The organism is Pseudomonas sp. ICMP 561 (assembly GCF_002699985.1).
Classification (GTDB): Bacteria; Pseudomonadota; Gammaproteobacteria; order Pseudomonadales; family Pseudomonadaceae; genus Aquipseudomonas; species Aquipseudomonas quasicaspiana.
The window spans coordinates 110158-122648 of the sequence record NZ_LKBT01000003.1; the positions used below are offsets into that span (position 1 = coordinate 110158).

7 protein-coding genes are annotated in these 12491 nt (G+C 55.1%); 5 read left to right on the forward strand and 2 right to left on the reverse strand.

What is annotated here, in order from left to right; all coding sequences use genetic code 11:
• The first annotated feature begins 7 nt into the window (after positions 1–7).
• The 3 genes from AO242_RS04010 (at position 8) to dnaB (ending at position 2900) form a co-directional block, all read left to right on the forward strand.
• Positions 8–898, forward strand: coding sequence for a hypothetical protein (locus tag AO242_RS04010; RefSeq protein WP_099267774.1), 891 nt, complete (start codon positions 8–10; stop codon positions 896–898).
• A 19-nt stretch (positions 899–917) separates the two neighbouring features.
• Positions 918–1364 carry a 50S ribosomal protein L9 gene (rplI, locus tag AO242_RS04015; RefSeq protein ID WP_020293665.1) on the forward strand — a complete coding sequence of 149 codons (447 nt, stop codon included), beginning with the start codon at positions 918–920 and terminating at the stop codon, positions 1362–1364.
• A gap of 141 nt (positions 1365–1505) precedes the next feature.
• Complete coding sequence (gene dnaB, locus AO242_RS04020) at positions 1506–2900, forward strand: replicative DNA helicase (RefSeq protein ID WP_099267775.1); 1395 nt, start codon at positions 1506–1508, stop codon at positions 2898–2900.
• Positions 2901–2908: 8 nt separating this feature from the next.
• On the opposite strand, the gene AO242_RS04025 is transcribed toward dnaB, so the two are convergent.
• A complete protein-coding gene (locus tag AO242_RS04025) occupies positions 2909–7459 on the reverse strand; it encodes a hypothetical protein (protein WP_099267776.1) in 4551 nt (1516 codons plus the stop codon).
• A 229-nt stretch (positions 7460–7688) separates the two neighbouring features.
• Between AO242_RS04025 and AO242_RS04030 the strand changes: the two genes are divergently transcribed.
• Positions 7689–9992 (forward strand): YgiQ family radical SAM protein, encoded by a 2304-nt coding sequence (locus tag AO242_RS04030; protein ID WP_027900432.1) that lies wholly within the window; start codon positions 7689–7691, stop codon positions 9990–9992.
• A gap of 48 nt (positions 9993–10040) precedes the next feature.
• On the opposite strand, the gene AO242_RS04035 is transcribed toward AO242_RS04030, so the two are convergent.
• Entirely contained in the window at positions 10041–10529 is a 489-nt protein-coding gene (locus AO242_RS04035) for an Hcp family type VI secretion system effector (protein WP_099267777.1), read from the reverse strand.
• Between the two features lie 186 nt (positions 10530–10715).
• Here AO242_RS04035 and AO242_RS04040 point away from each other — a divergent pair, with 186 nt between their 5' ends.
• Complete coding sequence (locus AO242_RS04040) at positions 10716–11636, forward strand: NAD synthetase (RefSeq protein WP_099267778.1); 921 nt, start codon at positions 10716–10718, stop codon at positions 11634–11636.
• The last annotated feature ends 855 nt before the right edge of the window (positions 11637–12491 follow it).

The window sequence follows — 12491 nt, forward strand, 5'->3', positions numbered from 1 at the left end:
CTAATGCATGCGCGCCTTGGCTGAATTCATCATGCGGGGACGCTTGCAGGCCATGCTGGTTGTGGCCGGATTTGCGGCATTGCCGTTGTTGTACTGTGTGAGTGCCGCCGCAGCTAGCCTTGTGCTACTGCGGCGCGGTTCGGACGCCATCGGCGTCATTGGTGTGGGAGTGCTTTCAGCGTTGGTTTGCTGGTACTTCCAGAAAGATCCCGGCGCACTTTTAGTGTTGCTTGGGGCTTGTGGTCTGTCGCTGGTTTTACGCGCAGGCCACACCTGGAATCGCGTGCTGCTGGTCAGCGTGGTAGTCGGGTTGTTGTGTGCAGTGAGCCTTGGAACGGTGTTCAGTCCCATGGTTGACAGTTTGAGTCAGGAGTTCGAGAAACTCATGCCTCAGGCTTTCGGTGAGGTCTACGAGAAACTCTCGGCTGACCAGCGAGTTACCTTCGCTTCACTGATTCCACCCCTGATCATCGGTTCGATGGCGGTTACGCTTCAGGTTTTCAGTGTGTTGTGCCTGATTCTTGGGCGCTATTGGCAGGCGTTGTTGTACAACCCTGGTGGTTTTGGTCGCGAATTTCGTCAGATCAGAATCCCGAAAGGACTGGCGTTATCGTTGCTGGCAGCGATGTTTGTAGGGCCGATGCTTGGCGTACATATGTTGATCTTGTTGCCGTTGTTGAGCATACCGTTGGCCTTCGCCGGGCTAGCCCTGATTCACGGGCTGGTGGCGCAGAAAAAACTGGCCAGTTTCTGGCTGGTGGGGATGTACGTCACGCTGGTGCCATTCATGCACCTGATAGGTCCGTTGCTCGTGGTTATTGCCATTGTCGACAGCCTGATTGATTTTCGCGGTCGTCTGGGATCGAAAGACTCCGATAGCGCGAACGGTGAAGGTTAAAAGTTAAGAGGATTTTCACATGCAACTGATCCTTCTGGAAAAAGTCGCGAACCTGGGCAACCTGGGCGACAAAGTAAATGTTAAGGCCGGTTACGGTCGTAACTACCTGCTGCCTTACGGCAAAGCTACCGCTGCGACCGCTGCTAACATTGCTGCGTTCGAAGAGCGTCGTGCCGAGCTGGAAAAACTGGCTGCAGACAAAAAAGCTTCTGCCGAAACTCGCGCTGCCCAACTGGCTGAGCTGGAAGTGACTATCACTGCCACTGCTGGTGACGAAGGCAAGCTGTTCGGTTCGATCGGCACCCACGACATCGCTGATGCACTGACCGCCTCTGGCGTTGAAGTTGCAAAAAGCGAAGTTCGTCTGCCGAACGGCACCATCCGTAACGTTGGCGAATTCGACGTAGCCGTGCACCTGCACAGCGACGTAGAAGCAACCGTTCGCGTTGTTGTGGTGGCTGCTTAAGCAGTACGTAATCGTCTGGCGACTTGCTCGCTAGAGGATTAACATCGGGCACGATCCTGTTTACAGGTCGTGCCCTTTGTCTTTCTGTACCCTTGGTTTTTACAAACCCTGATTTTTCACAACCCCTGATTCTGAGTGGTCATGAACGATATCTCCGCCCCTGAGCAATATGATCTGCAAACCGCCGCGCTGAAGGTGCCGCCGCATTCCATCGAGGCTGAACAGGCCGTGCTCGGTGGTCTGATGCTGGACAACAACGCCTGGGAGCGCGTGCTCGATCAGGTGTCGGATGGCGATTTCTATCGACATGACCACCGTTTGATTTTTCGCGCCATCGCCCGTCTGGCTGACCAGAACCAGCCCATCGACGTGGTTACGCTGGCCGAGCAGCTGGAAAAAGAAGGCCAGACCTCGCAGGTTGGCGGCCTGGGCTATCTCAGCGAACTGGCGAAAAACATTCCGTCCGTTGCCAACATCAAGGCCTACGCGCAAATCGTCCGTGAGCGGGCGACGCTGCGTCAATTGATCGGCATCAGCACGGAAATCGCCGACAGCGCGTTTAACCCGGAAGGGCGCAATGCTGCTGAAATCCTCGACGAAGCCGAGCGGCAGATTTTCCAGATTGCCGAAGCGCGTCCAAAGACCGGTGGCCCGGTTAGCGTGACCGACCTGTTGACCAAGGCCATCGACCGTATCGATACCCTGTTCAACACTGACAACGCGATTACCGGCCTGTCTACCGGTTATACCGACCTGGATGAGAAGACCAGCGGCCTGCAACCGTCCGACTTGATCATCGTCGCCGGTCGTCCGTCCATGGGTAAAACCACTTTCGCCATGAACCTGGTGGAAAACGCCGTTTTACGCAGCGACAAGGCGGTGCTGGTTTACTCGCTTGAGATGCCAGGTGAATCGCTGATCATGCGTATGCTGTCTTCGTTGGGCCGAATCGACCAGACCAAAGTCCGTGCCGGTCGCCTGGAAGACGATGATTGGCCACGCCTGACTTCTGCGGTCAATCTGCTCAACGAGCGCAAGCTGTTCATCGACGATACGGCCGGTATCAGTCCGTCGGAGATGCGCGCCCGGACACGGCGTCTGGTACGTGAACACGGCGACATTGCCCTGATCATGATCGACTACCTGCAGTTGATGCAGATCCCCGGTTCAGGCGGTGATAACCGGACCAACGAGATTTCCGAGATTTCTCGCTCGTTGAAAGCCCTCGCCAAGGAATTCAACTGCCCGGTGGTTGCCCTGTCGCAGCTCAACCGATCTTTGGAGCAACGTCCGAACAAGCGCCCGATCAACTCCGACTTGCGGGAATCCGGAGCGATCGAGCAGGATGCTGACGTGATCATGTTTGTTTACCGGGACGAGGTGTATCACCCGGAAACCGAGCATAAAGGCATCGCTGAAATCATCATCGGCAAGCAGCGGAACGGGCCTATTGGTACCACCCGGCTTGCGTTCATTGGCAAGTACACGCGCTTTGAAAACCTCGCACCGGGTAGTTATAACTTCGAAGACGAGTAAGCCTTAGCTCAAGCGAATCGCTCTGACAGAAGAATGTTCTGCACCTGAGCCTTCTCCAGCGCCCCCCGATGGATTTCATAACGGCGGCCTGCCTGAGCTTCCTGAATCTGCAATTGCGCGCCCTGAAACCGCTGCTCTGGCCGTTTCAGGTGCGCGGCGTTAAAAGCCTCAGTATCGCTGGCAAATTCGGCGTAATGCAGGTGCGCGTAAGCCCAGACCTGATTGCGGTCCTTGATCTTCAGCTCGAATTCGTCGATGTAGTCGCGCGGTGCATGCTGTTTGCTTGAGCCTGCACGCTCCAGCGGGAGGCGCTCTTTGCGGGTTTTACGCACGCTCAGGTTGTTGCAGTCCGCCAGATACTGAAGGTCATTGGCGACCGGTGCATTGTTGCTGATGATCAAATCAACGCGCAGGGTTCGACCTTTTTGCCTGAGATACAGCGCTTTGTCGCGTAAGGCTTTGGTCCTGTCCAGTGCTTGCTGGCGATCCTCTGCGCTGATCAGTTGTGGGGCTATTTCCAGAGTTTCCTTGGCGAACTCTTCCAGACGGTTTGCGTGGTACTCCAGCAGGCCTTCAGGCGCAGAGGGGGCTGAATTCTTTTTGCGGCCCAGATAGTCGGCCACTGATTCGGCGTGTTGCGCTTCGCTCATCAGTTTCTGCGCTGCAGTGCCATAGGATTCCCAGGCTGGAGCGGCAACTGTTGTAGCTGAGGGCGAAGACGCTCGATTTGTGTGGTGTTCTACCCAGTACTGACCGTCACTGGAGCGCAAGTAAGTGGCTTTGCGCTGTCCGCGACTGTCGAGAATATCTACGATGTTGGGATTGTCGCCACGCGGCTTGCCACTGAGGACAGCGTTGCTCTGGGTGACTATCTCTATGCGGTTTTTCGGCATGCTTGGCGGCGGTGTGACGCTGGGTTTGGCCTTTGAAGGGGCGCGTGCTTTGCCGGGGCTTGGTGGGCGCCGGGTCTGCGGTTCCGGTGCGACCGGAAACTCATCGAGCTTGATCAGTAATCGGTCGATTTCGTCGTGAACCAGTGCCTTGAAACGATCAATCAACGAGATAACGTTCGCATTGGCATCCTGCATGGGTTTGTACTTCAGGAAATAGATCGCGATATCCAGATCAGCGCCCGCACTGTTGGTCTTCATGGTTTCCAGTTCCAGCGTGCTTATGCCCTGATAAAGATCGGAAATACGGCTGTAGCTTTGATCGACATTTTCAAGTTCGATGATTGAGTGAATCAGCGCCTCACGCTTCAAAGGGATGCTGGGCGGCAGATCCTCAAAGTCGGTCGTTGCGGCCTTGCGATGACGGGAGACCTGGACAAGGAGGTTTTCGTGGGTCATTTGTTTGAGCTGAAAATATTCGTCACCTGCTAGCAGGAAGTAGGTGGTAGAGGCAGGCTGGTTGAAGTGCGCGTGGAACTCGGACAGGACATGTTGCAAGGCAAGTTCGTTCTCAATGTATTGCTGTCGCTCTGCCAGGGTCTTTTCTCTCATGGCTTTCAGGCGATCGACTTTTGGGCCGCCGCCACTCAGCCCGATCACTGCGCCGACCCACAGCCCCTGTTCATCGCGGGTAACGGGTTCGCTGCGACCCTCGCGGCTTGATACGTAACGGTTGTCAGTATCGCTGGCGACCGGGTCGCCAGGCCTGACAACGCGCATGACTTTGCGGCCCGGGCTGGATGCGTCACGATCATGCATTACCTGGAAGAAATCACCGTCGATGCACACGTACAGCTTGCCTTCATCGGAATAGATGCCGTCGCTGTCGGCTTTGGTGCTGCTGTAATCCTGCACAAGCTGAAACGCCGCGAGGCGATCGGTGCTCAGGTCGAAAGTAGTCGGCACCGGTAGCAGGTCGCTGAGAATGTCCGCGTTGAGTAGCGCCTGGCTCAGAATGGCCGTTGTCAGTTTGGGGCCGTCATTCAACTGGTGCTTCAGATCGTCGCGCTGGGCGTCAGTCAGTGTGCGCAGCAGTGTCGATATCAATGGGAAGTCAGTGCTGCCAGGCTGCAGCATTTGCGCGTTAGTCTGATCATATCCCGCATAACGATCGTCGAGCCGGGCAAGAATAATGGTGTTGCCTGCGGACTCATTGCCGTAGGTGCCTAGCAGTTTATGGGTTTTGGCGATCATGCCATTGAAGTCCTGGGCACCTTGGTAGACCTGTATGCACAGATCAGTCGGCCAGCCGGGCTGGACGCTGAGCAGATTGCAGGCAATCGCCTCTGCATCGGCCCCCATGCTTCGACCTTTGGGGTCGTTGAGGGTATTGAGTGCACGGATCAAGCGGCTTTGCAGTTGGGCCTTGTCTATGGCGGTCCGTTGCTCTGCGTCCAACGCTGCATGGTGGTTGATGTTTTTCAGCGTCGGGTACTGGCGCACCAGCTCTCGCGCTGCGGCTTCTGGCAGGTGCTTGAAGCGCAGGCGCAACGCCAGTGTTTTTGAAGCGGTGTCCTGCTCTATCGCGTCGCGCCGACCCTCTGCGCGCAGTTGTTGCAGGTCGCGGGTGGCGAATTCCAGTATCCAGGGTATTGGCGCGTCACCGTTCCAGGCGGCTTCCAGCTGTGGCCGCTCGACCTGTGTCAGCGTTTGCAAATACTGCACATCCTCGCGGCTGAGCGACGGCATGTCCGGGCGCATCATGGTTTGCAACAGTTCGGTACTGGTCAGGTTGCTGATGTCTACAGGGGCTAACGGCCAATGACCACGCCGTTGGTCATAGCGCAAGAGCGGCTGATAGTGCTGCGGGTCAGGGTGCTTGAGCCGGTATTGCTTGAAGTCTGTGTCATAAACCAGCTCGCCGATCCTGAGCTGCTCATCAACCTGAATCCGCGCATAAGTCTTGCCTTGCGTCTCAAAGATGCCCGCGGTATTTGCGCTCAAGCCATTCAACAGTCGGGGAGCGTGTTCTGTATAGGCGTGCAGGTCAGGTAACCACAGGCGACGCTTGCCATTGGGCATTTCTACCGCGCGTGGCTTGCCTATGGAGGTGATCAAATGTTGAGTGCGTTGTGCGGAAAGCTTTGCCCCGACCATCTGGATGCGACTGCTGATAACCAGCTCCGCAATATCGCCGAGCGCCTGGACAAAGTCTGCCGATTGACCGCGAGCGAGTGCTTCGCTGGCACTGACTGCGTTGTAGGTCAGTGTTCCCAGACTGGCGATCATCATCAGGCGGTTGAGCCCGGTAACACCGCCCGGGGCGGGCAGCGTGAGCATTTCAAGGATTTCGCTGCCAATGTGCAGCAAGGTCTTTTTGACCTGCTCCCAATCCTTGCTGGTTGTGGAGGTTGCGATGCTATGAATATCGTTGAAGAGGGTCAGGCTCTGGCGCATTTCCATGACGGTCAGCAGCGAGTGCGAGGAGGATTCCGGCTGGCCGATTTCTGCGCGGATATAGAGGCGTTCAGTGGCAGGGCTGCGACTGCTGAACGCCGTGTAAAGCAGTTTCGCCATCCAGTTCAGTTGGCTTTCATCGACTGCGGTGGTTTTGAGTTCGCTGAGCAAAGTGGCCTGATCGGCGAGCGACAGGGAGCGCAGTAGCCAGTCGATTCGGTTGGCCTTGGCGTCTGCGGAAATCTGTTCCCGCAACGACGTAATGGCATCCGTCCCACTGCGGTGATATCTCAACGCGCCTTGCGGACGGTTCGGGAAATGACTGAACACGCCCGAGCCGTCTTGCAGCGAGAACACACAGAAAGGCAAAGGCACTGTGGTGGGCGTTGGTAATAACTGCCAGCCGAAGTAAACATGGAAAAACTGCCATTTCAGTGCGTTTTCTTTTGTCAGCGCTTCCATCAACCGGGTGCTCTGCACCAGGCCTTCGGCGGCGACTCCGTTGCTGCGTATTGCTTCCAGCAGATCCAGTTCGAAACCTGCTTTTCGATGAGAAAAGATGAGGGGGTTGAGGGTGGTGGCCAAATGGCTGGCCAGAGCTATGCGCAAGCGTGAAGCCAGGTCGAACTCGCGAATGATGTCGATACATTGGGCTACACCCAGATTCTCGACGGTATGAGCGTCTGAACCGTAGGCGGCCGTGTTGATGACACTGGCGCGCTGGAAGTCCAGGCCTGAGTGCAGGCGACTGGAAAGATGAAAGGCGAAATTATCTTTCGCTGCCTGCCACAACGTTGTGGACATGATGTGTTCACGGGGGGCGTTGTCGGCCAGGGCGCGCTTGGTGCGTGAGCTGAACATAGTGCTCAGCAACTCAATAGGGTCCTTGGCATCCTTGCGCTGCGGGATTTCAAGTACGCGGGTGTGTAACCAGGTATTGTGCAGGTCCAGGTTTTGGCCGGTTCTTGCCCTGAACAGTTGGACCAGTGCGAAATAAGCATCGTTTTCAAAGCTGCTCTTGAAGCTCTGGATTGCCTCGGCCAGATCCTGCCTTGCCAGAGGTTCTATCCGACAGAGTTTCAGATAGCGTTGGCGTTGATCGTTGGTCAAGCGGGCAAGGGAGGCGCCCAGTTGAGTCTCGATCAGCTCCAGAGCCTGATAGTCGGACCAGGTTTCGCTGGTCATCAGGGCCGTGTCTATAGCGTGTGTCATGGTGGCATTGCCTTTGTCTGGTGCGCTTCGGAGAGGGTTCCGGGCGCTAAAAGGCAAACTAACTGCATGCGCATGCAGGTCCGTCGGTAGATAGTTATCGGCGTTGTTGCGATGTGTTGCGCATCTGTACCAGTTGAAGATTAATCCGACCATTGCCGTCGGACTTGATCAAAATTTGTGCTATATTCCGCGCCCGCGATTTTTCCAACGTGCAAACGTAGGTTCCGACATGCAAGCAGCCAAGCCGTTATTTGACTATCCGAAGTACTGGGCCGAATGTTTCGGGCCTGCGCCTTTCCTGCCCATGAGCCGGGAAGAAATGGATCAGCTTGGCTGGGATTCCTGCGACATCATCATTGTGACCGGTGATGCGTACGTCGATCACCCGTCTTTTGGCATGGCAATCATCGGTCGGCTGTTGGAGTCTCAGGGCTTCCGCGTCGGGATCATTGCCCAGCCGAACTGGCAGTCCAAAGACGATTTCATGAAGCTCGGCGAGCCGAACCTGTTCTTCGGTGTCGCTGCAGGCAACATGGACTCGATGATCAACCGCTACACCGCGGACAAGAAAATCCGTTCCGACGATGCCTACACGCCAGGTGGCATGGCGGGCAAACGTCCGGATCGCGCCAGCCTTGTGTACAGCCAGCGTTGCAAGGAAGCCTACAAGCACGTGCCTATCGTGCTAGGTGGCATCGAAGCCTCGCTGCGCCGCATCGCCCATTACGATTACTGGCAGGACAAGGTCCGCAACTCGATCCTCATCGACGCCGCCGCCGACATTCTCCTGTATGGCAACGCCGAGCGGGCAATCGTCGAAGTGGCGCAGCGTCTGTCCTACGGCCACAAGATCGAAGACATTACCGATGTGCGCGGCACTGCGTTCATTCGTCGTGACACGCCTAAAGACTGGTACGAAGTGGACTCCACCCGTATCGACCGTCCGGGCAAAATCGACAAGATCATCAACCCGTATGTGAACACCCAGGACACTCAAGCCTGCGCCATCGAGCAGGAAAAAGGTCCGGTTGAAGATCCGAACGAAGCCAAGGTCGTACAGATCCTGGCCAGCCCGCGCATGACCCGTGACAAAACGGTCATCCGTTTGCCATCGGTAGAAAAGGTTCGTGGTGACGCGGTTCTTTACGCCCACGCCAACCGCGTACTGCACCTGGAAACCAACCCGGGTAATGCCCGTGCGCTGGTTCAGAAGCACGGCGAAGTCGACGTCTGGTTCAACCCGCCACCGATTCCCATGACCACTGAAGAAATGGACTACGTGTTCGGCATGCCCTACGCACGTATTCCGCATCCTGCGTACGGCAAGGAAAAGATTCCGGCCTACGACATGATTCGCTTCTCCGTAAACATCATGCGTGGCTGTTTCGGTGGCTGTACCTTCTGCTCGATCACCGAGCATGAAGGCCGGATCATTCAGAACCGCTCCGAAGAATCGATCATTCGCGAGATCGAAGAGATTCGTGACAAGGTGCCAGGTTTCACCGGGGTGATTTCGGACCTCGGCGGCCCGACCGCGAACATGTACCGCATTGCCTGCAAGAGCCCGGAAATCGAATCCGCGTGCCGCAAGCCGTCCTGCGTGTTCCCGGGTATCTGCCCGAACCTGAACACCGATCACTCTTCGTTGATTCAGCTGTATCGCAGTGCTCGTGCTTTGCCGGGCGTGAAGAAAATTCTGATTGCTTCCGGCTTGCGCTATGACCTCGCGGTCGAGTCACCGGAATACGTTAAAGAGCTGGTGACCCACCATGTGGGTGGTTACCTGAAGATCGCCCCGGAACACACCGAGGAAGGTCCGCTCAACCAGATGATGAAACCGGGCATTGGCAGCTATGACAAGTTCAAGCGCATGTTCGAGAAGTATTCCAAGGAAGCGGGCAAAGAGCAGTACCTGATTCCGTACTTCATCGCGGCCCACCCAGGCACTACCGATGAAGACATGATGAACCTGGCGTTGTGGCTCAAGGGCAACGGTTTCCGCGCCGATCAGGTGCAGGCGTTCTATCCGTCGCCGATGGCTACTGCGACCGCCATGTACCACTCGGGTAAAAACCCGCTGCGCAAGGTCACCTACAAGAGCGATGCGGTGACCATCGTGAAAAGCGAAGAGCAACGCCGTCTGCACAAGGCGTTCCTGCGCTATCACGACCCGAAAGGCTGGCCAATGCTGCGTGAGGCACTGACCCGTATGGGCCGCGCCGACCTTATCGGTTCGGGTAAGGATCAACTGATCCCGCTACATCAACCCACCACCGACAGCTACCAGAGCGCCCGACGTAAAAACTCGACACCCGCTGGCAGCCACAAGGTCGCCAAGGAAACTACGCGGATCCTCACCCAGCACACCGGTTTGCCACCTCGGGGCAGCGATGGCAGCAAACCCTGGGACAAACGCGAGCAAGCCAAGGCCGCCGCCGAGGCGCGCAACAGGCAGGCCGCTAAAGAGCGGATGGATGCTGCGAAAGGCAAAGGCCCCAAGCCGCCGAAGCGTAAACCGGTTGTTCCGCGCTGATGGAGTTGTAGCGAAGAAAACGCCAGCTTACGAGCTGGCGTTTTGCTTTTAGATTTTCACGTTTTCACGGATATTCCAGCCGTATTTGACCGGGCCGCCTTCTTTGCTGCCGTCAGCTTTTTGCGGTTGGTAGCTGACTTCGACTGTGGCGAAGTTCAGGGCGATATTTTCTTTCACGGATTCGTCGCTATTGCCTGCATCTGTCTGATAAGAGGCGATCATGACTTCCTTGAGTGTGATGATCATATATTCCACAGGAACGCTGCCACCGGCCTTGCGCACAGTGAGCGTGGCCTCCTGATAATGTTTGCCGCTTGAACATGCCATCATCAGATTTGGGGAAGACTTATCCAGCGATTTGGAAAGACTCAGGTTGCCGATGCTGACCTTGCCTGCGCCGCCACCACCGCCCTGATGCATCGAACCGGATTGCGACATGCCCCATTGAAACGTTTGAATATCGATCTCTTCCTTGTGCATGCTATCCCTGGATTCACCCTTGATATCGCCCAATTTCCAAAACATATCAATAGCCATGAACACTCCCTTGAAAACAACGGCCGACGAATTGTCGATGCGCACTTTTTCTTACTACAAAACTGATAGCAAGAGGATGAGCGCTGAACGGGAGCGTTCATACAAGACAAAGTAAAAGTTCCTACATATCTGCCAATGATGACTGCCTATTCTCGTTCCTTCTGATAAGGCGCAGAGGCTAAAGGAATGAGTTTCACACAACTTCGGGATGGATTTTCCGTTGCACGAAGCTTGGCAAGGGATCGTATTGAAAACGCGGTAGACCTCAAGAAGCTGTTTCGCGTTATTGATGGGGACCCAGCGATTGTCGGGGCAGGTGTGGTTTATATCGACAGTGAGTTCAATGTCGTAACGCTCAGAGAGTTTCAACCGATTTGCAGTGTGGCGGTGAAGAGGGTAATTCTGCGAGAGTCTCCTAGATATTTAGGGGGTTATGAGTTCGCAAGAACACTGGAGATGCAACCACGGGAGTCCGAGCTGGTGGCCGAGGTTGCGGGAATGGTAGTAGCCTGTACAGGGGCAATTATTAGTTGGAGTGTTATAGGAACTACGGGTATGGTGCTTATTCCATTCAGTGCCGGAGCCAGTATCGTCGTGGCTTATATTGGGCTTGCGGCAGGGCTTGCCACGACCGCCCAGTGCTTCAATGGTGCTTACAAAACACATCTTGAAGTGCGCGATCCTCTATATAAAGATGACCTGAATAGTCAGGCATGGTATGAGGCTGCCCAATACGTTTTGGATGCTGTCTCTCTCGTAGGAGTGGCTGTCACAACTGGCGTGACATTTAAACTGATCGGGTTGACGAAATCATCGACTGGGCGAAGTACCCGACAGGCTTTGAGTAGCTTGAACAGGCAAGAGCGTCGTAACTTAACAAAAGAGTTGTTGCTCATCAAGGATCCACGAATCACACCTAAATTGCTGAAACTTAGGCAGGCGGCGGGTGAGTTGCCCAAGCGATTCACCCCGGTTCAAATTAAACACAGTACGAACATACAAATAGCCGATTGCCTAAGCACTATCCCTGATATGGTCGGGAGTATGATGTCTGGCATTTTGCGCGCTGTAGCCGTTGGCATTTATCAGGAGTTTACGGGTGAGTGATTATTTTGAGGTGGAGGCGCATCGTCGTAGTTACTTTCCGTTATGCGCTTACAATATCGTGGTTTCCTGTCTGTCGGTAGGTTTTTCTTTATGGGTTGTGGCGAGTTTCTATAGGCTAGGGTACCCGATCTTGAAAATGGAGCGCTGTCTGACTGCGTTGTGTTTTTTGTGGGTGGCTACAGTGTTTCACTGTAATTTCATGATCACGACGGGTAGCGTTCTATGGCTGAGGGTTTCAATAGGGATTTTGATATTTTGCCTTCTGGTCGTTGTACCTGCTATTGGGTATCAGCCGAACCCGCTAGTGTATGCGCTTGCCGTTTTTTTTCCGTTACTGGGCTTGCTTTCTTTCAACAGTAACCGGCATAGACAGTTCTGCAGAGATTTTAGAGATTTTCGGCACCAGCGTGCTTCCGCGCACAGGGATGGCGGTGAGTCGGCTAGAATTGTCCTCGGAGTAAGCTCGCTCGCAAAGCGCCAGAATAAAACCTCAAAGCGAGAAACTGCTATCACTAATAGACTTAGGGATCAGGCAGAAAAGGCCGCTGTCCGACGAAGGCAAGCAAAAAACAAAGTGACCTACCCGATAGCCGCGGTGTTGGTATTGGCGCTGATAGGGCTCTTGGGTTATTCGATCTATGACAGCCTGATGAGTGGTGTTGTCCTCTTGGGGGGGAGAGGTGGCCCGGTTCAACGCTACTCTGTGGTTACCCAGCCAGGCGTATATTGGTTCGCTATATCTCTATACGCCTTTATAGTTGTCATGGGGGTGGTTGGGTTGCGGCTAATGCTTTTTTTCTACAAATTGGAAGCACTCAAGTAGCCGTTGAATTCCCAAATCGCCATAGTTCTGAC

Bases quoted from the DNA above. Each gene is read 5' to 3' on its own strand.
- AO242_RS04040 (WP_099267778.1), top strand. From the start codon at position 10,716: ATGAGTTTCACACAACTTCGGGATGGATTTTCCGTTGCACGAAGCTTG.
- AO242_RS04035 (WP_099267777.1), bottom strand. From the start codon at position 10,529: ATGGCTATTGATATGTTTTGGAAATTGGGCGATATCAAGGGTGAATCC.
- AO242_RS04025 (WP_099267776.1), bottom strand. From the start codon at position 7,459: ATGACACACGCTATAGACACGGCCCTGATGACCAGCGAAACCTGGTCC.
- AO242_RS04030 (WP_027900432.1), top strand. From the start codon at position 7,689: ATGCAAGCAGCCAAGCCGTTATTTGACTATCCGAAGTACTGGGCCGAA.
- AO242_RS04010 (WP_099267774.1), top strand. From the start codon at position 8: ATGCGCGCCTTGGCTGAATTCATCATGCGGGGACGCTTGCAGGCCATG.
- rplI (WP_020293665.1), top strand. From the start codon at position 918: ATGCAACTGATCCTTCTGGAAAAAGTCGCGAACCTGGGCAACCTGGGC.
- dnaB (WP_099267775.1), top strand. From the start codon at position 1,506: ATGAACGATATCTCCGCCCCTGAGCAATATGATCTGCAAACCGCCGCG.